This is a genomic window from Ekhidna sp. (genome assembly GCF_040223195.1).
Lineage (GTDB): Bacteria > Bacteroidota > Bacteroidia > Cytophagales > Cyclobacteriaceae > Ekhidna.
Window position 1 is genome coordinate 135640 of record NZ_JAVKDX010000006.1, and the last position, 21850, is coordinate 157489.

At 45.5% G+C, this 21850-nt stretch carries 21 protein-coding genes and 2 tRNA genes; 13 read left to right on the forward strand and 10 right to left on the reverse strand.

All coding sequences use genetic code 11. From position 1 onward, the window contains the following. Window positions 1–83 precede the first annotated feature (83 nt). Window positions 84–157: transfer RNA gene (locus tag RLN88_RS02015), tRNA-Asn, on the reverse strand. A gap of 236 nt (window positions 158–393) precedes the next feature. On the opposite strand from RLN88_RS02015, the gene RLN88_RS02020 reads away from it, so the two are divergent. The 3 genes from RLN88_RS02020 to RLN88_RS02030 all read left to right on the forward strand — a co-directional run bounded on the left by RLN88_RS02020 (window position 394) and on the right by RLN88_RS02030 (window position 3622). Further along, complete coding sequence (locus RLN88_RS02020; protein WP_350219701.1) at window positions 394–822, forward strand: Hsp20/alpha crystallin family protein; 429 nt, start codon at window positions 394–396, stop codon at window positions 820–822. Between the two features lie 146 nt (window positions 823–968). Further along, window positions 969–2438, forward strand: coding sequence for a Do family serine endopeptidase (locus RLN88_RS02025; RefSeq protein WP_350219702.1), 1470 nt, complete (start codon window positions 969–971; stop codon window positions 2436–2438). Window positions 2439–2506: 68 nt separating this feature from the next. Beyond that, window positions 2507–3622 (forward strand): NAD(P)/FAD-dependent oxidoreductase, encoded by a 1116-nt coding sequence (locus RLN88_RS02030; RefSeq protein ID WP_350219703.1) that lies wholly within the window; start codon window positions 2507–2509, stop codon window positions 3620–3622. Here the strand turns inward: RLN88_RS02030 and RLN88_RS02035 are convergent. After that, entirely contained in the window at window positions 3615–4475 is an 861-nt protein-coding gene (locus RLN88_RS02035) for a UbiA family prenyltransferase (RefSeq protein WP_350219704.1), read from the reverse strand. The two genes, RLN88_RS02030 and RLN88_RS02035, sit on opposite strands and share 8 nt — an antisense overlap. A gap of 39 nt (window positions 4476–4514) precedes the next feature. Between RLN88_RS02035 and RLN88_RS02040 the strand changes: the two genes are divergently transcribed. Both RLN88_RS02040 and RLN88_RS02045 read left to right on the forward strand, forming a co-directional pair. Continuing rightward, a complete protein-coding gene (locus tag RLN88_RS02040; RefSeq protein WP_350219705.1) occupies window positions 4515–5627 on the forward strand; it encodes a type III polyketide synthase in 1113 nt (370 codons plus the stop codon). Then, entirely contained in the window at window positions 5620–6306 is a 687-nt protein-coding gene (locus RLN88_RS02045; RefSeq protein WP_350219706.1) for a methyltransferase domain-containing protein, read from the forward strand. Before RLN88_RS02040 ends, RLN88_RS02045 begins: the two co-directional genes overlap by 8 nt. Window position 6307: 1 nt before the next feature. Here RLN88_RS02045 and RLN88_RS02050 read toward each other — a convergent pair whose 3' ends face one another. Next, window positions 6308–6901, reverse strand: a complete 594-nt coding sequence (locus tag RLN88_RS02050) for an EF-hand domain-containing protein (RefSeq protein ID WP_350219707.1) — start codon at window positions 6899–6901, stop codon at window positions 6308–6310. A gap of 85 nt (window positions 6902–6986) precedes the next feature. Here RLN88_RS02050 and amaB point away from each other — a divergent pair, with 85 nt between their 5' ends. From amaB to RLN88_RS02065, 3 genes are all read left to right on the forward strand, one after another. Further along, window positions 6987–8525, forward strand: coding sequence for an L-piperidine-6-carboxylate dehydrogenase (gene amaB / locus RLN88_RS02055; RefSeq protein ID WP_350219708.1), 1539 nt, complete (start codon window positions 6987–6989; stop codon window positions 8523–8525). Between the two features lie 235 nt (window positions 8526–8760). Further along, window positions 8761–9792, forward strand: a complete 1032-nt coding sequence (locus RLN88_RS02060; RefSeq protein WP_350219709.1) for an efflux RND transporter periplasmic adaptor subunit — start codon at window positions 8761–8763, stop codon at window positions 9790–9792. A gap of 7 nt (window positions 9793–9799) precedes the next feature. Continuing rightward, window positions 9800–12871, forward strand: a complete 3072-nt coding sequence (locus tag RLN88_RS02065; RefSeq protein ID WP_350219710.1) for an efflux RND transporter permease subunit — start codon at window positions 9800–9802, stop codon at window positions 12869–12871. Between the two features lie 15 nt (window positions 12872–12886). Here the strand turns inward: RLN88_RS02065 and RLN88_RS02070 are convergent, their stop codons facing one another. Together RLN88_RS02070 and RLN88_RS02075 are read right to left on the reverse strand one after the other, a co-directional pair. Continuing rightward, the gene (locus RLN88_RS02070) at window positions 12887–13432 is read right to left on the reverse strand and encodes a DinB family protein (RefSeq protein ID WP_350219711.1); all 546 of its coding nucleotides are present in this window, start codon (window positions 13430–13432) and stop codon (window positions 12887–12889) included. A gap of 61 nt (window positions 13433–13493) precedes the next feature. Beyond that, the gene (locus tag RLN88_RS02075; RefSeq protein WP_350219712.1) at window positions 13494–14078 is read right to left on the reverse strand and encodes a Crp/Fnr family transcriptional regulator; all 585 of its coding nucleotides are present in this window, start codon (window positions 14076–14078) and stop codon (window positions 13494–13496) included. Between the two features lie 121 nt (window positions 14079–14199). Between RLN88_RS02075 and RLN88_RS02080 the strand changes: the two genes are divergently transcribed. The 5 genes from RLN88_RS02080 (at window position 14200) to RLN88_RS02100 (ending at window position 19564) form a co-directional block, all read left to right on the forward strand. Then, window positions 14200–14850 (forward strand): superoxide dismutase family protein, encoded by a 651-nt coding sequence (locus RLN88_RS02080; protein WP_350219713.1) that lies wholly within the window; start codon window positions 14200–14202, stop codon window positions 14848–14850. 247 nt (window positions 14851–15097) lie between these two features. Beyond that, a complete protein-coding gene (locus tag RLN88_RS02085; RefSeq protein ID WP_350219714.1) occupies window positions 15098–15622 on the forward strand; it encodes an RNA polymerase sigma factor in 525 nt (174 codons plus the stop codon). Window positions 15623–15670: 48 nt separating this feature from the next. Then, entirely contained in the window at window positions 15671–16609 is a 939-nt protein-coding gene (locus tag RLN88_RS02090; protein WP_350219715.1) for a FecR family protein, read from the forward strand. Window positions 16610–16620: 11 nt separating this feature from the next. Beyond that, window positions 16621–19170, forward strand: coding sequence for a TonB-dependent receptor plug domain-containing protein (locus RLN88_RS02095; protein ID WP_350219716.1), 2550 nt, complete (start codon window positions 16621–16623; stop codon window positions 19168–19170). A 10-nt stretch (window positions 19171–19180) separates the two neighbouring features. Then, window positions 19181–19564, forward strand: a complete 384-nt coding sequence (locus RLN88_RS02100) for an acyl-CoA thioesterase (protein WP_350219717.1) — start codon at window positions 19181–19183, stop codon at window positions 19562–19564. Here RLN88_RS02100 and queD read toward each other — a convergent pair. The 5 genes from queD to RLN88_RS02125 all read right to left on the reverse strand — a co-directional run bounded on the left by queD (window position 19553) and on the right by RLN88_RS02125 (window position 21804). After that, window positions 19553–19921, reverse strand: a complete 369-nt coding sequence (gene queD, locus RLN88_RS02105; protein ID WP_350219718.1) for a 6-carboxytetrahydropterin synthase QueD — start codon at window positions 19919–19921, stop codon at window positions 19553–19555. The two genes, RLN88_RS02100 and queD, sit on opposite strands and share 12 nt — an antisense overlap. A gap of 56 nt (window positions 19922–19977) precedes the next feature. Next, window positions 19978–20051: transfer RNA gene (locus RLN88_RS02110), tRNA-Ala, on the reverse strand. Window positions 20052–20077: 26 nt separating this feature from the next. Next, entirely contained in the window at window positions 20078–20569 is a 492-nt protein-coding gene (locus tag RLN88_RS02115) for a C40 family peptidase (RefSeq protein ID WP_350219719.1), read from the reverse strand. Continuing rightward, window positions 20566–21006 carry a Dps family protein gene (locus tag RLN88_RS02120; RefSeq protein WP_350219720.1) on the reverse strand — a complete coding sequence of 147 codons (441 nt, stop codon included), beginning with the start codon at window positions 21004–21006 and terminating at the stop codon, window positions 20566–20568. Before RLN88_RS02120 ends, RLN88_RS02115 begins: the two co-directional genes overlap by 4 nt. Before the next feature lie 27 nt (window positions 21007–21033). Next, window positions 21034–21804 (reverse strand): class I SAM-dependent methyltransferase, encoded by a 771-nt coding sequence (locus RLN88_RS02125; protein WP_350219721.1) that lies wholly within the window; start codon window positions 21802–21804, stop codon window positions 21034–21036. Window positions 21805–21850: the final 46 nt, after the last annotated feature.

Genomic DNA, 21850 nt, shown 5'->3' on the forward strand with positions numbered 1-21850 from the left:
ATAAGAAATTTCCAGAAAGTATTCGATTAACTTTAGTTGGTAGAAGCTGGGAAACAAAAAGCCCGGCGTTTTGCCAGGCTTTGCTCCTCCTCTTGGGCTCGAACCAAGGACCCTCTGATTAACAGTCAGATGCTCTAACCAGCTGAGCTAAGGAGGAATGTCTTTAAAAAGGAGTGCAAATGTAAACATCCAAATTACAATTCTCAATGCACACAACTAAAAATTTTCACACATTGAATTGTAAATCACATCAAGACATAATGACAGTATGTTTTTCTATTGTGCGCCACAAATAAGACATAATGTCACCATTAGTTTTTGATTTCTGCATTGGTACAGAATTAGATCACTCCAACACTAAAAAGCATTTTGTAAAACATAAAACTTAAGGAAATGGGACTTATAAAGTACAACACAAACGATTACAGACCTGCAAGCTTTAGAAGTTTGGTAGACAGGTTTTTCAATGATGAATTTGTTGGTGGATCCTTGCCAACATTTTCACCAAAAGTGGACATTGCTGAAACGGAAAAGGAATTTGAGATTCAGCTGCATGTGCCAGGCATGAAGAAAGGTGATTTTAACATCGACTTAAATGACGATCAAATCACCGTCAGTGGAGAAAGAAAGTTTGAGAACGAGAAAAAGGAGAAAAACTTCCATAGCGTGGAAAGCTACTATGGTACGTTCAACCGGACTTTCTATCTGCCGGATGTAATCAACAAAGAAAAAGTGGATGCTTCTTACCAAGATGGAGTTTTGACCATAGTTCTTCCTAAAGACGAGAAGAAATCAACCAAGAAGCAAATAGCAGTTAAGTAAGTGTTTTGAGTAGGTGATTAGGGGTGTCTGCCAACTGGTAGATGCCCTTTTTTTGTTAAGATTGGTTAATCATCATTACTGCCGAGTGATGATGCAAAACCAAATATGCATTTTTACGATATAAGGATAAGCATAAACTAGAAGCGATGATGAGTAAAAGAAGCTTAATGATGGCAATGATTTTTTCCTCCCTGTTCGGAGGAATCGTGGCAGTGACAGGTTACACACTCATTGTGCCAAAAGAACGAATTGTTCAATCGACCAATGGAAATGCAAACCCCGTAAGCCTAACAAATTATGTGTTTGACTCTTCCGACTTTGTTGTTCCGGAAGGGCTGAATTTTGTCTTCGCAGCGAAAAATGCAACACCCTCCGTGGTGCATATCAGAACCACCTATGCCAATGGCATGCGAGCAAACAGTCCGTTCAATGAATTTTTCAAAGACTACTTCGGGGAAAGGTATGAACGCAGGGGTGGACCAGCACGAGGAGCAGGATCAGGCGTTGTGATTTCAGCAGACGGATACATCGTTACCAACAACCATGTGATCGAGGGAGCAGACGAGATTGAGGTGGTGCTGAATGACAATCGAAGCTACCGAGCCAAAGTAGTGGGGGTGGATGAAGATACAGATCTGGCTGTACTGAAAGTGAATGAAAAAAACTTGGTAGCAGTGAGGTATGGGGATTCAGACAAAATCAACATCGGCGAATGGGTACTGGCCATTGGCAACCCCTATGAATTCAGATCTACTGTTACAGCCGGGATCGTTAGTGCCAAAGGAAGAAACATCAATATTCTAAACGGCGATTATCGCATAGAGTCATTCATCCAAACCGATGCAGCGGTAAACCCGGGGAACAGCGGAGGAGCACTCGTAAACCTAAATGGCGAGCTGGTAGGCATCAATACAGCCATCGCATCACCATCCGGCGCATTTGCCGGGTATTCATTTGCTGTGCCCGTTTCGCTGGTGAAAAAAGTGGTGAGTGACCTGATCGAATACGGTACCGTTCAGCGGGCCCTTCTCGGCATTCAAATTGGAGATGTGAATGCGCAGGTAGCTGAACAATTTGACCTGAATGTCCTGCGAGGGGTTTACGTGAGTGGAGTAATGGCCAATAAGGCCGCTGACAAAGCAGGTATGCAGCAAGGTGATGTGATTGTGGCAATTGACGATAAACCTGTAAACAATGTGGCACAACTTCAGGAACAAATAGCGATCAAACGACCTGGCGATGAAGTGGAAGTGAAATTCATCCGTGATGGCAAGGAAAAAATCACCATCGCTAAACTAAGAAATGAGGAAGGCACCCTTGATGTAGTAGAGCTTGCTTCAGACTTTCGCGTGGAAGGTGCCACTTTCGTGAACGTTTCCGATGCGCTAAAAGACAAACTTGACCTTGACGGTGGCGTACAGATCAAAGAACTGGGAGATGGCAAATGGAGAGAGGTTCGAATGAAAGAAGGATTCATCATTACAGGGATCGATAATGTGAAAATCAACAACATCCGGGACCTGGAAGATTACTTTAAGCGGCCAAGGACAGACGGCATCCTCATCGAGGGTGTCTATCCGGATGGCAGCAAAGCACACTATGGTTTAGGTTTATAGGTTAGGTAAATCTGATTATTTCAAGTCCGTCTCGCAGACGGATTTTTTTTATTCCATATTTTAGGGAAGTGAAAGATGTAATCGTCATTGGAGGGGGACTGGCCGGACTCATAAACGCCATTTTGCTGAATCGGGAAGGACTTTCTGTCCAGCTTTTTGAAGAGAAAAGGTATCCGTTTCATCGCGTATGCGGCGAATACATCTCCAATGAAGTGATTCCTTTTCTAAAGAAGCATCAACTTTATCCGGAAGAACTGGAGCCCGTACCGATCAACAAATTTCAGCTAAGCTCCATCTCAGGCAAAAGCCTGCACATGCCTCTGGATCTGGGGGGCTTTGGAATTAGTCGGCATGCACTGGATGAATGGCTGGTAAAAATCGCCATGCGTGAAGGAGTAGATGTCGTTCATGATCGAGTCACCCAGGTAAATTTTCTTTCGGATTCCTTTGAGCTTCAAAGCAACTCCGGCACGCTCCATCAGGCCAGGCTGGTCATAGGGGCTTTCGGGAAGCGGAGCTTTTTGGATAAGAATCTAAGCAGGAATTTTATTCAGAAAAGATCACCCTATGTCGGGGTTAAGTATCACATCAGGACTGACGTGGTGGCCAACGATGTGATCGCTCTTCACAATTTTCATGGAGGCTACTGTGGGGTGAGCCGGATAGAAAACGACAAGTTCAATTTGTGCTACCTCTCCCACCGGTCCAACCTCAAAAAGCACAAATCCATAGAAGCAATGGAGGCTGAGGTTTTGAGGAAGAATCCTCAGCTAAAGGATATTTTGAATAATGCAGAGTCCTTGTTTGATAAACCGGAAGTGATCAATGAAATCACCTTCGAAAAGAAAGAGCCGATTTTTAATCACATTCTGATGTCCGGTGACTCGGCCGGGATGATCACACCCCTCTGTGGCAATGGAATGGCCATGGCGATCCACTCAGCTAAGATTTTAAGCGAGTTGATTACACTAAACCTCAGAAATGGATTCGATCGATCCCAGCTTGAAAAAGAATATGAAAATCAGTGGAACAAACACTTTGCAAAGCGATTGTGGGCAGGCCGGCACATTCAAAGACTGTTCGGAGCGTCGTTTACTTCTGAAGTGGCAGTAAGTATGGGAAAAGGCTCAGGCATTTTCGCCAAGTTCCTAATGAAGCAGACGCACGGCTCTCCATTCAGCTGAGCCACAGGTATGTGAAAAAGCCATTCAGCATCAGCGATGAAATGAAATTCAGTCGCATCGTGGATTCATAATCGGCGTGGCTTTTATCCTGCCGAACCCTGAGATACCACCATCCGAAGTATCCCAAAATCGGAAGCATAGCCCCTAAGAAAACCAGTACTTGGTTCCATGAATACTGACTCAAAAAGTAATAGGTAAATCCGGAGGTTGCTACTAGAAAAGTCAGCGCTGTAAAATGGAAAGTACCAATAATGCCAAGTCTTTGACTAATGGTGATATCACCTCTTTTCGCGTCTTCTTCATGCTGATATATTTGTGTCATGGGGTATGACCCAAGCAGAAGGATGCTACTCAAAATCCCTGGAAATTGAATCTGAAAAACATTGGTGTCCAAAATGGTAGTACTATTAATAGCAATATAGCTTAATAGAAAAGTGAAGTAGCCCTGAAAAACCCCGGCAGCTAACCAGCCCAAGATCGGATATTTTTTTAGGCGGATGGATGGATGACTATATGCTTTAGAAACCAACCCGTAAATCAGAATCATAACTACAAATTCCACAGAAATAAGAAACCCAAGGGCAAGCCCCACCAAGTCGAGAAACAGGGAAACATAATACAATTCCTTACTTACCCTGGGGGGATTTTTCAATCCACCAATACTTCCCTCATCCTTATCAAAATAGGAATTGTACCCGTTGCTAGCCGGATAGACCAAAAAGTGCAGGATAAAGAAAGTAAGAGCTGTATTGGTTAGGTCTACTTCATTCGAAACAGCCAGTGCCAGCAGAAAGACCGGTAAAAGAAAAAAGGAGAACGGAATACGCAAGTGAAGGATTGTGGATTTTTTCAAGCTTAATTAATCTTCTCGACCAAAAGTTGGTTAATATTAATGAACTACAAGCAGATGCCCGCATTTATAAACTCTATAGGAACGGCCGTACCCGCCAATCTGGCCAGCCAGAGCCAGATAGCTGATTTTATGGTCAACCATCTGCACCTGAACGAAGAGGAAGAAAGGAAACTTCGGGTACTCTATCGAGCCAGCGGCATCAAGCAGCGCTATTCTGTGCTTCGGGACTTTAGCAAAAATCTGAATGGACAGAGTTTTTTTAAAGAAAATGAGACCTTTCCTTCCGCCAAGCCACGAATGCTGATTTATCAGCAGCATGCCATCAAACTTGCCAGAAAGGCGTGTGAAGAGGCAATCTCATCTTCAGAAATTGAGAAAAAAGAAATCTCTCATCTAATTGCTGTGAGCTGCACAGGCATGTACGCTCCGGGTCTTGACATAGAGTTAATCAACCAACTTGGGCTGGCTACTTCCACGCAGCGCACTTCCATCAATTTCATGGGATGTTATGCTGCTTTTAATGCTATGAAAGTGGCACGGCACATTATCGCTGCTGATCCGGCGGCCAACGTCCTGATCGTTTGTGTGGAGCTGTGCAGCATCCACCTTCAGGAAAAGAAGGACGATGAAAACCTACTGGCTAATGCCATTTTTGGTGATGGCGCAGCAGCCATGCTAGTGTCTGCCAGGCCCTTGGTACGATCACTGGAATTGACGAATTTTTATAGCGACCTGGCCCCTGAGGCCAAAGATGAGATGGGCTGGTACATTGGCGATCATGGATTCGAAATGCACCTGACCAGCAGGGTGCCGGATGTAATAAAAGATGGAATTGGTCAGCTAACCCATCGTTTGCTGGATGAGATCAAGCTGCGGGTTTCAGACATTGACTTTTTTGCCATCCATCCCGGCGGAAAACGAATACTAGAAGTCATAGAGGAAAAGCTGGAAATCAGCCGTGAGCAGAATAAACCCGCCAGGGATATTCTCCAATCGCATGGCAATATGTCTTCCCCTACGGTGTTGTTTGTGATCAAATCCATCATGGATGCCCTCACTGTTGAGGATGATCAAAAGTACTTGCTCAGCTTTGCTTTTGGTCCGGGATTGACGATGGAAAGTGCCGTGCTAAAAACACACGTCCATGCTTGAGCACCGTTCGGAAGAGCAGGAAATCATGGATGATCTCACCATCTCAGGAGAGATCATTGGGCAAACATTGCGCGAGCTAAATACAATTAATAGGCGGCTGGGAGGAAACCAAATTAGTGTGAGTGCTTTCAGGAAACTTGCGCATGGGCATCAAAACATCACGCTAGCCGATCTCGGTTGTGGTGGTGGAGACATCATGGCGGAGATGGCCAGTTGGGCCCGCAGAAAAGGATTAAAAGCCAAATTCATAGGGATAGATGCCAATGAGCACATTGTGGAGTATGCGAAAGAAAATACCAGGGACTTTCCTGAAATAGCCTATTCCTCGATGAATATACTGGATAGGGCTTTTGCAAAGGAATCCTACGATATCATTCATTGCTGTCTTTTCACCCATCATTTCACCTCAGCGCAGTTGAGTAAGCTCTTTGGACAGTTCAAAAGGCAGTCAAGGATTGGCGTGATCATCAATGACCTCCATCGCCATCCATTGGCTTATTGGAGCATCTCGCTGCTCACTACTCTTTTTTCACGGTCTTCCATGGTACAAAATGATGCAGCTATCTCGGTAGCGCGCGGATTTAAGAAAAAGGAAATTGAGGAAATAATGAGAAATGCAGGAATTGAGAAGTATGAGCTTAGCTGGAAATGGGCCTTTCGCTGGAAATTAATCTTCTAACCTACTTCCATTCGCCAAAAATCAGGTTGCCCTTTGCTTCCGAATCCTCGGATCGGAAAAAGTTAGTCAGCCCTTCCACCATCTCATCAGCAGAGATAAAGTTGTCACTATTTGTGTCTAATTCCTCAAAACCCTGAATCGCTACTTTGTGAGAGATATTATAGATAGTAAGCATATTGGCATATTCCTCTCTTGAAATCAGCCGATCCTTGTTCATATCAAACAAGTCAAAAATATGCCTGGAAGTACGCTGAATGTAATGCCTCAAAATCCGATCGTCACCTGACTCGATCTGATCCCTGAAAAATGCGATCCAATCCCATAAAGTGAGGCTAAGCTCTGGATTGTGCAGGTCGGCAAGCAATTGCACAAATAATCTGTGCGATTTTAAAAGAATCAATCGTGCGCTTCTGGAGCTTTGTTTAAGCTTCAGCTGGACAACAATCTTCCGTCCAACATTGACAAAGTCATTGGGCTGTAGTTGTCCGTTCCGATCAATATCCAGTACGTTGAAGAGGTGATGAATCTTTCTCTTTTGTGTCTCTGAAAAAACAGATCGGGGACTTTTGGGCGATGTGGTGGCTAAACTCCCCATTTTAACTGATCACAATTTATAAAAATATTTCCACCCTTCCATGCATTTCTTAGCTTTGCGATCCAATTATTAATAACAAAATAACATGTCTCAGGATATTCAAGCGATTCTAAAGAAACTACAAGTAGAAGAAAATAACCAAGGAGCTGCAATTGGCCATAAGTGGCTGAATACCAGCGGTGAAAAAATTTCATCCTATTCTCCGGTAGACGGAAGTGTGATTGCGAACGTCACCCTGGCTGATGCTAAGGCCTACGATCAGGTGATCACTGAAGCTCAGGCAGCTTTTAAGGAGTGGAGACTGATCCCGGCTCCAAAGAGGGGCGAGATCGTGCGTCAGCTTGGAAATGAATTGCGAGAATACAAGCAGGAATTAGGCGCATTGGTTTCTTACGAAATGGGGAAGTCCCTTCAGGAGGGACTTGGAGAAGTGCAGGAGATGATCGACATCTGTGACTTTGCCGTTGGCCTTTCCCGCCAGCTTTATGGATTAACCATGCACTCGGAAAGAGCCGCCCACAGAATGTATGAGCAGTGGCATCCGCTGGGCATTGTGGGGATTATTTCAGCCTTCAACTTCCCGGTAGCTGTTTGGTCTTGGAATGCCGCCCTGGCCTGGGTGTGTGGCGATGTGTGTGTATGGAAGCCCTCAGAAAAAGTGCCACTATCAGCAATCGCTTGTCAGAAAATCGCACAACGGGTGTTCGAGAAAAATGATATTCACCCGGGTGTTTGTGGGCTGGTCATTGGTGATGTGGAGATCGGAAAGAAACTGGCTGCTGACACACGAATTCCTCTAATTTCAGCAACGGGCTCTACCAGAATGGGTAAAGCAGTGGGCGAAGTTGTGGGTGCCAGACTTGGAAAGCACATCCTGGAGCTTGGCGGAAATAATGCCATCATCATTTCCAAGCATGCGGACCTGAATATTGTGGTACCAGGGGCCGTTTTCGGAGCAGTGGGCACAGCCGGACAGAGATGTACCTCCACCAGAAGGCTAATTATTCATGAGAGCCTGTACGAGGAGGTGAAGGAGAAATTGAAAAATGCTTATGGGCAGTTGCGAATTGGAAATCCATTGGATCAAAACAATCACGTGGGGCCACTCATCGATACGGATGCCGTAAAAATGTACCTGAATGCCATTGAGAAAGTGAAAGCCGAAGGTGGAAAAACAGTGATTGAAGGAGAGGTACTTTCAGGAGCGGGATATGAGTCTGGCTGCTACGTGAAGCCTGCAATTTATGAAGTGCAAAACGATTACGATATCGTATGCAATGAGACATTTGCCCCAATCTTATACCTGATCAAATATTCGGACATTGAAGAAGCCATCGAGATGCAGAATGCAGTTCCGCAAGGGCTTTCATCGGCCATCATGACTACAAATATTCGTGAGTCTGAGCTATTCCTTTCTCACGCAGGGTCTGATTGTGGCATTGCCAATGTAAACATTGGAACTTCCGGTGCTGAGATTGGCGGAGCTTTTGGTGGTGAGAAAGAAACCGGTGGAGGGCGTGAGTCCGGATCGGATGCCTGGAAAGCATATATGAGACGCCAAACCAATACGATTAACTATTCTACGGAGCTCCCACTTGCACAAGGGATCAAGTTTGAGCTTTAGGAGCTGGAATCTCAGTTTGAAAAACACAAAAGAGGTCTGCCTGGGGTGGGCCTTTTTTATTGGATGATCCATTTAACCGTAGCTACACATAGTTTACCGTCTGTAAAAGCTCATCAGATTTCACCCCATTCTCTATTTAAATTAGGTGGATTAAGGGAAGATTTTTTGAATCCAGCCAACACAAAAAGGAATTAGCAGTTCAGTTTTCTGGTTAGGACATTATTCAATCATTTTTATGAAGAGAGAAGTTCAAAACACTTTGGTGGCTTTTATCATACTCATGTTTGTGGTAGCATGCACGGTCAAAACCACCGAAGATTCGACAAGTAATACACTCCAGGTAAAAGGATATCGCGTAACCGAACAGCCATTCCAAAATGAATTGAAGACTACTGCCGATATCATGGCCAATGAGCAGGTGGAGCTGAAAGCACCCATGTCCGGTCAGGTGATGGACATATTCTTCAAAGAAGGACAGTCCGTTTCGGAGGGTAAAGTGCTCGTACAACTGGATGATAGAACCTGGAAGGCCGAGATGATCGGTGTGGCAGCCGAGCTGGAGGCGGCAGAAAAGGATCTGGAACGGAAAAAGGCCTTGTCAAAAATTGGTGGAAGCAGCCAGGTAGAGATTGATCAGGCCATCTCCCTGGTGGAAACGCTAAAATCTAGAATTCAACAACTCAAAGTCAACATCGATCTGGCAAAAGTAACTGCACCATTCTCGGGACAGCTTGGCATGCGAAACTTCAGCAAGGGAGCATTTCTAAGTCAGGGCGATATTATCAGCACACTTACTGAAATCAATAAGCTCAAAGTAGATTTTACTGTGTCTCAAAATCATGGTCAGAGCATTGAAGTGGGCACCAGGGTTTGGATATTGATTGGCACAGACACACTTGAAGCCACTATTTACGCCATCAATCCTGTCATTGATGCACAAACCCGAACCATCAACGCCAGGGCACTGCTAGAGCAAAGAGGTGAAAAGAAGATTATGCCGGGAACCTTTGCCGAAGTGCTTGTAACCACAAACTACCTGAAAGATGCACTTATGATCCCCACCCAGGCAGTGGTACAATCCATTACAGAGCAGACAGTCTACATCAGCAATGGTGGAGTAGCTGAACGGCGAGTCATCCAGTTGGGCAACCGGACGGCTGAAATGGTGCATGTATTGGATGGAATAGAAGCAGGTGATACGGTACTTACCACCGGACTTCTCTCAGTCAAAGAGGGGATGGATCTGATTTTTCAATCGGTAAACTAGTAGAGCGATGACCTTATCAGAAATAAGTATTAAAAGACCCGTGCTGGCAATGGTTTTTGCCATCGTCTTCATTCTGGTCGGAACAGTGGGCTACATCAGCCTGGGGGTAAGGGAATATCCAAGTGTGGATCCACCGATCGTAACAGTACAGACCAACTACACGGGCGCCAACGCGGAAATCATAGAATCACAGATCACTGAGCCCCTGGAGGAGCAGATCAATAGCATAGACGGTGTGAAAATCCTGCGATCCAACAGTACAGATGGCAGAAGCACCATCACGGTAGAGTTTCTCCCAAATATTGACCTGAACGATGCGGCCAATGATGTGCGGGATAAGGTATCCAGAGCCATTGGCAACCTGCCACCTGAAGCAGACCCACCCAGGATAAATAAGGCAGATGCAGACGCACAAACCATTCTGTCCATTACAGTTCAAAGCAACAAACGAGGGCTGCTGGAACTAAGCCAGATTGGAAACAACATGTTTAAGGAGCGCTTGCAGACCATCCCCGGCGTAAGCAGTATTCGGATCTGGGGTGAAAAGAAATACGCCATGCGCCTGGAACTGGACCCAACAAAAATGCGGGAATTTAACATTACACCGGTGGATTTGAGAGATGCCCTGAGGCGACAAAATGTGGAGCTGCCTTCGGGCAGAGTGGAAGGTACCGAGACCGAACTCACCGTGCGAACTGTAGGATTACTGTATACCGTGGAGGATTTTGAGAACATGATCATCCGGCAGGAAGGAAACACACTGATACGAGTGAAAGATGTGGGATCTGTGAGGCTGGGTGCCGAAACCGAGCGAACCATTCTGCGAGGAAATGGTGTGATCCCGATGGTAGGAATTGCTTTGCAGCCTCAGCCTGGCTCCAACTACATCGACATTGTAGATGAAGCCTTCCGGCGAATTGAAATCATGAAGCGAGAGCTCCCGGAAGACATCCAGTTGGATGTGGCACTTGATCGCACCGTTTCGATCCGCAAGGCCATTAGTGAGGTGAAATTCACCATCATTCTAGCCTTCATCCTGGTGCTTATGGTGATCTTCTTTTTCCTGAGAAACTGGCGAACCACGCTCATTCCGGTCATTTTGATACCGATAGCACTCATTGGAAGTTTTGGTGCATTGAGTGCTGCTGGCTTTTCCATCAACATTCTGTCGCTTTTAGGTCTGGTGCTTGCTACTGGCCTTGTGGTGGATGATGCCATCGTGGTGATGGAAAATATTTATGCAAAAATTGAAGCCGGTATGCACCCGATGAAAGCCGCTTTTGAAGGCTCCAGGGAGGTTTTCTTTGCTGTTTTGGCCACTTCCATCACGCTGATTTGCGTGTTCCTTCCCATCTTTTTCATGCCGGGACTCACCGGGCAGCTATTTAGGGAATTTGCTATGGTCGTAGTGGGAGCCATCGCCATTTCCACGTTTGTAACCCTCTCCCTCACCCCTATGATGAGCTCCAGGATGCTGAAAAAAAGCAAGCGGGAAAATGCCCTCATGCGTGCCTTTGGGAGGATTATCAACTTCCTGATCGTAAAGTATTCCCAGTCACTAAATGCCTTCATGATGCGGCGATGGCTGGCGTTTCCTATCGTGGCGCTCATGTTGGGGATCATCTTTTATGTGGGTTCTCAGCTACAATCCGAGCTGGCACCCATCGAAGACAAAAGTCTACTGAGAATCTCATCCACCGCACCGGAGGGCACATCCTATGAAGCCATGGATGCATACCAACTACAGATTATGCATTGGATGGACACTCTGCCGGAAAAAGCTTTTTTGCTTGGTGTAACTGCCCCTACGTTTCGGGCATCCACCTCAGCCAACTCCTCATTTCTGCGGATAACCCTGGTGGATCCCTCGGAGCGTGAAAGATCCCAGGACGAAATTGCCAATGCAATCACTGAAGAACTCAAGAAGGCAACCTTTGCAAAATCGATAGTAATACAAGAACCTACTATAGCAACCAGCGGAGGTGGTGGGCTACCGATCCAGTTTGTCATTCAGGCACCAGACATGGAGCGGCTCAGAGCGGCACTTCCTTCATTTATGGATCGGGTGCAGAGTAGCCCGGTGTTTTCAGTGTCTCAGGTGGACCTCAAATTTTCCAAACCTGAAATCACCGTTGAGATCAACAGAAACAAGGCTCAGCTCATGGGTGTGAGCATTCAGGATATCGCGCTGACTTTGCAGATGTACCTGAGCGAACAGCGACTGGGATATTTCATCCGGGAGGGAAAGCAATATGCAATACTTACCGAAGCTATTTCAGAAAAAAAGAATGAACCGCTGGATTTGTACAACATCACCGTCCGCAATAAGGAGGGTAAAATGATCACGCTTGACAACCTGGTGGATATAGATTTTGTAAGTCGCCCTCCTTCCCTGTTGAGGTATAACAGGTACACGTCTGCCACAGTGGATGCAGCACCAGCGCCGGGGTATTCGCTGGGCGATGGAATCAATGAGATGAGAAGAATAGCTGCTGAAGTGCTTGATGAGTCATTCAGCACCGAACTGGCAGGGAGCGCATCAGACTTTGCGGAGAGCTCAAACAGTACCACCATCATCTTTGTCTTCGCGTTGATACTGGTTTATCTCACGCTGGCAGCACAGTTTGAGAGCTTTCGCGATCCACTCACCATCTTGCTCACCGTGCCGCTGGCATTGGCTGGGGCAATCCTTACCCTTTGGATTTTTGGGCAGACCCTCAATGTGTTTAGTCAGATTGGGATGATCGTGTTGGTGGGGATTGTAACGAAGAATGGTATCCTCATTGTAGAGTTTGCAAACCAGAAAAGAGATGCCGGTCTTTCACTGAAAGAGGCGGCTATTGAGGCAGCTTCCCAGCGATTTCGTCCGATCCTGATGACCAGCCTATCCACCGTGCTGGGTGCTCTTCCCATCGCCCTGGCGCTTGGAGATTCTTCCACAAGTCGGATTCCTATGGGGCAGGCCATCATTGGGGGTTTGCTGCTCTCGCTTGTTCTTACCCTCTATATAATTCCGGCGCTGTATTCCTATATGGCAGGAAAGGAAAAAAGAAAAATTGAGGAGGCGGACTTTGCGTAAAGATCCCTGGAAAATCTATTCCACCGCCTCAGCAATCTGAACCATGTGCCGCTGCTCATGCGCCAGGATGAATTCGAAGCATTCAGGAACATAGAATTTGACCCGCTTGCCCAGCGAGGTAGGCATCTTGATGCCTGTCAGATTTTTGGTTCGTGCCTGCTTGATCAGTTGGTTATATGTCTCCTTGTTTTTGAGAAATGTCTCGATGGTTTCCTTTTTTGTATGCTCTGATGGACGGAAGAAATCGAAGGTCTTCATCTTAAACTTTCTTTTGGCACCCTTGGGCCTCATAGAATAAATAGATAGGCGGCCCAAAAGAGTTGACTGTTTTTTGCTGGCAGAATAATCGCCCAACTCTGGGGCACCAGTCAGGGCTTGTGTAAAAAGCGGGAGATAGATGTCATACACTTTGTTTAGGTGATCGACGACCTCAAGGGCAGACCAGTTTTTTTCCGTTTTTTTTCGATTCAGCACATCATCTGGAAGCGGTAGTACTTCCGATTGGATGTAGTTTTTAATCTGATTGGATTGCTGGAGGAGTTGCTCAAAGTTTACTTCCATGGGGTTCAATTTATGGCCAAATCTCTGGCAAATGGATCAATGAAAAATTGATCCGGATCAATTAATCGCGCATGGCCCGCAACCTGCTGAAAGTTTCAGGCTTCATATTTAGGTAGCTGGCCAGGTATTTTTGAGGAATCTGATGCAGCTCCTCCGGGCACCTGGACACAAAAGCATCAAATCGTTCTTTGGCTGAAAGGGTCATGATCTCTACCTCCCGGGATAACCGGCCAAACAAAATCCCTTCGATAAAGTGGGTACGCCACTGGTGAAATTCCGGGAACAATTCGAACAACTTCAGGTAATTTAATCGAGTAATTCCGATCATTTTGGAAGCAGTGATCGATTCCAAAAACAGGCTGGAGGATTTGCCGGAAAGGAAGGCATCATACACCCCGGACACATTTCCAGCAAAGGAAAAGCCGAGCACTACTTTCTCACCCTTCGAATCAATCAGATAAATCGCCTGCACTCCATCAAGCACCAGGTAAAAAAACTTAGCCGGTCCTCCGCCCTCCACCACAATCTCCCGTGGGGCATAAGATAGCTCCACGAAATGCGCATGGAGAAACTGGTATGCCTCCTCAGAAATGGTGAGGTATTGCCCGAAGGTTGTTTCAAAGAGTAGCTGGGTTTCCTTTTTCACAAGTAGTTTTTCTGATCATGAAAGATAAGGCAATGGATGAACTTAAAATTTGTGAATCCTCGCACTTCTTTGTAGGGAGTTGCGTTTATAAAATTGTTATCTGATTGATTACTTTTAATAAATGAAAAAGCTCCTCATCATTCCACTTGTATTTTTATTGGCTTGTAGCGCTCAGGATTCAAATCAAGTTGCCGAGCCGGAAATCGTAGCGGAAGCAAAAATTTTCTCCATCAATCAGCTTACTGATTCGGAGTATGAGGTGCTTTCTACTCCCGTTGGGAAGGCCACCTTCACGCAAACAGGAGATGTGGTCACAATCAGTATTTCCTTGAAGGGGATGGAGCCTAATACTTCCAGGGCAGTTCATATTCACGACGGCACCTTGGAGGCACCCGGCAGACACTGGAATGCTGGCAGATTTGTAGCTGCATGTGGCGAAGAGAGCCTGGGCAGCCAGTGGCAGAAGTTATTTATTGGCGATGTAGGCAATGTGCCAATAGGTGCCGATGGACGAGGGGAATTCACCTTGCATACGGATCTTTGGAGCATAAACAGTGGCGATGAAAAGGACATCCTGGACAAAATCCTCATCGTTCATCAGAATCCGGAAGATTTTGCCGTGGAGTGTGACCCATTCCATTCACATGACTATATCCATACCAACAAGAAAATTGGAGGAGGTGAGATCAAATTGGTTTCGGATGTCCTCAGAAACAAGCAGTCCGCAGTATCCACCGAGCAGATAACACCAAATTTCTTGATTTGTAGATAAAAAGAACGATCCACCTCACGACGGACCGTTCAGCCGCACCCGGGAGGGTACCACCTTGTTCAAATCTCAACCAGCAGAGCCCCTTTTAATGTTCATCACTTCCAGGGAATCAGTGAGAATCTCCTGTTAATTGAAAAAACGGAGAGTTGATGAATTACCCTACCAAAAGTCAGAAGCCTCATTTCCCGTCAGATAAGTGAGCCATGAATTACATTTGCTGGTAGATTAAGCCAAAACCAGATTTAGGGTGAGTCAATCATTATGTGAGGAGCAGGTATTCCATCAGGAATATATCAGCCATGAGCTGAAAGTCAGGAATTTCCTTTTTTATAAGCTGGGAGATATCGAAAAGGCGAGGGATTTTACGCAGGAAGCCTTTATACGATTATGGAATAATTGTGCGAAGGTGGCTATCGATAAAGTAAAGGGTTTTTTATTCACCACAGCCAATCGACTATTCCTGGATCACTATGACCACCAGAAGGTGGTGTTAAAATTTGAATACCGGATGGATAGGTCGGAGGAGCACATGGAGCAAAATCCTGAATTTTTATACCAGGGAGAAGAATTTAAATCCAGACTGGAATCCGCCGTTTCAGATCTGCCGGAAAAGCAGCGCGTGGTTTTTCTCATGAGCCGCATCGATAAATACAAGAATAGGGAGATAGCAGAAGTTATGGATATCTCAATAAAAACCGTGGAGAAGCACATCAGCGCCGCAGTGAAAACACTGAAGAATAACTTAGACGAACTGGATAATTTAAAACTCTGAGTAGGGTTTAGGGCAATAATCCCTTTACATATTAAAAGGGAAAAAATCATGGACGAAAATTTATCAAAATGGCTGAATGGTGAACTGACCGACGAGGAGCTTATCGAGCGCATCGGGAAGGAAGAAGCCATAAAGTACATCCAGATCGTGGGCGAGGTGGACAATTGGGTACCGGATCATTCCGAGCGCCTCTTTGACCCCAAAGAAATCACAGAGAAACCCAAGGCCCTGGCTCGTTCCATGCGTCCATGGTGGGGCTATGCCGCGGCTGCAGCCGTGTTGATATTTATTGGCTCATACTTCTGGGTTGCCATGAGTGACAGCACAGTGACGTATTCCTCCCAAATTGGCGAGGTGAGGGAAGTGTTGTTGCCGGATGGAAAGTCTAAAGTCACGCTTGCTCCAAACTCGGAGATATCCTGGGAAGAAGATGAGTGGAAGCAAGCGATTGCGCTAAAAGAAAAAAGACTCAAAGCCAAAAAAGCTAGCCGAAATGTACGGTTACGAGGAAAGGCGCTATTTGAGGTGGAAAAGGGAGTGCCATTCAAGGTTGAATCGGAGACAGGTTCTGTAGAGGTACTTGGAACCACCTTTGAGGTTGATGATTTTGAAGAGGGATTGAACGTAATATGCTTTGAAGGCAAAGTATTTGCCAAGCCGAAAACAGGGTCCAAATCTGTCACTATTAATGGAGGTGAGGGATACCTTTTCTTTAAAGGGGACTGGGGAGACAAGAAGGATATTTCTGTTTCCAAACCTGAATGGCTTCAAAATCAGACGAAATTTGAAAGGGCGCCACTTACACAGGTAATCAAATCAATGGAAAAGCTATATGGTATCACCATCGACAAAGGTAGTGTCGATACTTCCAGACGCTTCACCGGGGCAATTCCGAATGACAATCTGGACGTGGCTCTGAAAATTGTTTTTTCACCTTTTAAAATCGAGTACGCTCAACAGGGAAAGAAGATCACTCTGTCTGAGTAAAATATAAATCCATGCGCGCCTTAGTTACCTTCCTTACCCTGCTGGCGTCCCTGTCAGTAGCTGCTCAATCTGCATCCAAATCTTTTTTTGATGCTGTCAAGGAATATGAAAAGGCCTTAGATATTACATTTTCATACGACGCTGAACTAATGCAACTCATGGATGAAGAGTCTGTATTCACTACTGATGATTTATCCAAGTTTGTAACCGAAGTTGAGACCCGATTCCCATTGGACATTGATCAAATTGATGATAAATACTATACTATCAGTGTAACTGAAGTCGTCTATAATCTTGCCGTAAGGGATTCAGTGGATGGGGCTACCATCACCGAATCTTTTGGTGTGCAGGTGGTGGTCAATGACGCCCCCATCCCCACCACCTTTAATGATGGTGTCTGGGAGTTTAGCTATAAACCGGATCATCGTGATCAGGTAAGTGTTTTTAGCCAGGGCTACAAGCCCACGGTGCTCGAAGTAAAACACCTGTTTAACCGGAAGTCTTTGGAAGTCGGGCTTGGACTTCCCACTCGTAGGTTAAGCACCGTGGTGGTGGAAGACTACCTCACCAAGGGAATCAACCTGATGCCTTCTCGACAGCAAATCCAGATAGATGTGAATGACCTGCCGCTACTCCCGGGGGAAACGGACGGGGACATTTTCACATCGATAGCCGCACTTCCAGGTATCACCAGTCCTGATGGGAGAGCCGGAAATCTACTCATTAGGGGAAGCGAAACAGATCAGACGCTGATCCTGTTTGACAACATTCCGGTGTATCATCGGGGGCACTATTATGGCACCATTTCGCCTTACAACCCCAAAATCGTCGACGATGTAGAAGTCTATCGGAGCGGCTTTCATCCCAGGCTGGGAGATCGGGTTGGTGGTGCAATAGTGATAAATTCTGATCAAGCAGGGGAGACTTCCAACTTCGGGTTAGGTGCCAATTCTCTGTTTGGAATGGGGTATGGCAAATTCCGTATTTCTGATAAGCTGAGCGGTACGCTGAGTGCCAGAAATTCGTACTCCAGAAAATTCAAATCACCGAAGCTGGAAGCAATCTCAGAGTCGGTTTTTGATGGCACTTCGCTAATAGGTCCGGGAGGTTTCTTGACCGATCGAGTAGAGGTGTTATTTAATGATTACAATGGAAAGCTATTCTATCAAATGAATGAAAAGAATAGCATTGGACTCTCGGCGCTCCACACGTTTTCGGATATCACTTTTATGCCTGTCACTCCAGCGAATGTCCCCGGCCGATCAAACGACAACAGGTACGAAAATTCAGGAGTCAGTCTGTCCTGGAAATCTCAATTGGGAAATGGGTGGGGCTCAGGACTAACCACTACATTCTCTAGCTATGACTTTGAATTTACCATCAACACACTTGCATCAGGAATCCCATCCAATAGATCCAACAATGGCATTGAGGATTTCAATGTGATCCAGGAATTTTCTAAGGAGAATAAATACGCTAACCTTCAGTTTGGCATAGATTATAAATGGCAAAATGTTTCAGCTGACTATCGAAATGAAACACCAACAGCTGAGTTGTTTGAGTTTGAAAAATCCGTTTCTTCGAACACTCTAGCCCCATTTGCAAACTATGAATATTATGGCTGGCAGAGATGGTATTTGCAGGCAGGGTTTAGAAGTGCCTACTACAGTGCATTGGACGATTTTAGCATTTCTCCCAGGGTGCTGATTAACTATGACCTGACAGACTGGGCTACTTTGAAAGCCTCCTATGGGTGGTACAATCAGTTCCTGAGCCAGGTGAAGAACCTGGAATATTCCAGCGGGGGATTTGACAATGAACTATGGACACTGGCAGATGATGATTCCGGCTATATCATTAGGGGTACGCAATCAATGTTTGGTGCAGTGATCAATACCAACAACTGGATCTTTGACATTGAAGGATTTCACAAGACAGCTAATGACATCACAATCTATGAGGATCGGATATTGAGGCCGGGCAGTGATTTTTACACCATGGATCAGGTGACTTATGGATTGGATATTTTGTTGAAAAAGCAGCTCTCGGAGGCCACCTCCATCTGGACGGGCTATTCATATCATGATTCAAAGATTACGATTGATACCACTGACCAGGTGTCCTATAAATCGAAGTACGTGCAGCCGCACGTGTGGTACGTAGGAGGAGCATTCAAGAAAAATCGCTGGAAACTCTCTGCTGGCTGGAGATACGCCTCCGGCCTCAATGCCTACTCACTGGATATCGCATTTGCTGAGTCCATCTTTAAGGCTGGGCCGCCACCTGACGCACCACCTCCACCTCCAGGAGCACCGCCACCACGAAATCCTTTTGAGGATTTACCGAATCGGTACCCGAGTGTGCATTCATTGGATTTATCTGCTTCCTACAAAATTCCCCAAACAGACCAACGAAAATGGAGTGCTTCCTTTGGGGTATCCCTCGTCAATGCGCTTAATCAAACCAACCTTACAGACAGGGTTTATAGAAGCAGAGATGGATTTGTGGATCGTGATGCTGTAGGTTTTGCCCCCAATTTGATGGTGATCGTGGAGTGGTAAATTTTGAGGAGTGAAAATTTATCAAAAGAAAATCACCGTCATCAAAGACCACCTCGATTTCAATGAGCATGTAAACAATCTGGTGTATATGCAATGGGCTTTGGATATCTCACGAGAGCATTGGCTTTCGGAGATTACAGAAGAAATCGATAAAAACTATTTTTGGATGGTGCGGACTCATCATGTTGAATATAGAAAGCAAGCTTTCCTGGGAGATGAAATTTTAGTTAAGACGTACGTAGAAGGCTACAGAGGACCTTTTTCAGATCGAGTTGTTAAAATTTACAAGGACGATGAGTTGTTGGTAGAAGTAAAATCCAATTGGTGCCTGATTGAACGATCCACCCAAAAACTCAAGCGAGTGCCGGAAGAAATTATGCAGCTATTTCGGTGAGTGCTCGCCGCGATACACAGCCCCTGAAGTAGGGGTCTCGTTCAGCTCTATTCGGCATAGCATAGGGATCTCCGGCTTTATCCTATCCCAAAGCCACACAGCGATGTGCTCACACGTAGGATTTTCTAAACCTTCAATCTCATTCATCAGCTTATGGTCCAAAGCATCAACAATCGGTTTCACCACTTTTTTGATTTCAGCAAAGTCCATGACCCATCCTAGGTGCGCATCAAGCGGGCCATCAAAAACAACTTTCAAATGATAGGTGTGCCCGTGAATATTTTTGCACTTGTGACCATCAGGCACGTTTGGCAAAAAATGAGCTGAATCGAACGTAAACTGCTTGAATATTTCCATTTCAGGCAAAGGTAGTGGGAAGCGGGAAAATGATGGAAAGGCGGGAAAAGGAAAAGTGGAGCTAATGGGATTCGAACCCATGACCTCTACACTGCCAGTGTAGCGCTCTAGCCAACTGAGCTATAGCCCCAAATACGGAGCGAAAATACATAAAAGCTAATTAATAACCCGCCTGAAATTCCGCACACTATTCTTATAATAGTCAGCCAGCAGGTTAGATTCCACCACCCCCTTCGAGGAGGAGGCATGCACAAACAGTATCTTGTCCTCGCCCACATGGGTGATCATACCGCTGTGATACCACTTGTCTCCTTTCTTTTTGAATTTGAAATAAACCAGATCCCCCTCCCGGATGCCTTCCCACCCACGCTTCTTTCCGGTTTTGGATTGTTCTCTGGCTGTGCGTGGCAGGTTTATGCCAATAGTCTTGTAGGACTGATAGATGAGCCCGGAGCAGTCAATCCCCGATCGGGACATGCCGCCCCACTTATATGGTGTACCCATGTAGGAGCGTCCGGTAGAAATCACCAACTCAATGGTCTGAGCCCGGCGCTTTTTCTTCTTCTGTGCTGGGGCCGAAATAAAAATACCTGCCATCAAAAGAATCGAAAGCAGGCACTTCAAATAAGGTGTATAATGTTCTTTCACTTACCTAACCACGAATTGAACATCCATTGGGTTTTCTCTTGTGCATTCACCAGCCCAATCATCATGTCCTCCGTCTCATTGTCACCGGCTTCAACGGCCAGCTCCTTTACTTTATTTTCCTGGGCTAACAGAGTGGTCAGGTTGTTCACAATCATTTTCACCAGCTTCTCATCGTTAGACTCATCTCTTACTGATTTAATGTTGGATTTCTCCAGGTAAGTTTCCAGAGCATGATCAGGACGTCCGCCTATCGTCAAAATCCGCTCAGCAATCTCATCAATGTTGGTCAGTGCTTCGGTGTATAGCTCCTCAAATTTCACATGCAATTCAAAAAACCTTGGCCCTTTGATGTTCCAGTGGGCTCCTCTCGTGTTTTGATAGTAAACGTGGAAGTCTGAGAGCAATTGGTTTAACTCTTTTATTAATTTATCGTTCATTTTCAGAATATTATTTTGATTCAACTGCTATTTATTTAATAAACAGAACAAATCAAGGTTTTGTTCATCCTGAACATTCAGGCTAAAGTCTTCATGAGTGATTGATTTCACCAGCTCATCCCCGGTCTCTTTCAGCTTATTTCGGTTCATCCGGTTCAGAATGTCATAAGGAATTCTCAATAGACCTGCAGGCAGTTTATGCTGCAGATCTAAGAAGTCGAAGCGCATTATACGATTGACGGAGGCACGGTTTCGCTCATGATACTCCAGCACTTTTTCATTGCCCCCTATGCCCTTCATTGCTACATTTTCAAAGTAACGCTTGCAAAGCTTGGTAAGCTCATCTCCGGTGTATTCCCGCTCGTGCCACGGGTTTCGCGAGAGGGTCATCTTGATATTGGGGGTGGTGATGAGTGCCGTACCGCCCGGCTTTAGCACTCGATGGATTTCTTTGATAAAACCCTCATCATCTTTCACATGCTCTATTACCTGAAAGGTAACTATGGTATCAAATGAATCATCCTCAAAAGGGAATGGAGGAAAGACCCCACTCATAAACTCGTAATTGGGATATTTTTCCTTCAAGCGATCGATCACCAATTCAATTTTATCAATACCAATATAAGAATCTGCCAAGGGTGCAAGAAGCTCCACCCCTCGCCCTTCACCGCACCCGAGTTCCAGAAGATTCCCTTTTATGTATGGCTTAGCCTGATAATAAGCAGAAAGCAGGCGCTGGTGGATCACATTATCCGATGGGATTTTATCCGAGGCAATTTCCGTGGTGTATACGCTCATGAGTAATGGAAGTGTCGTATGATTTTTGTTTAAAGAGCACAAAGAA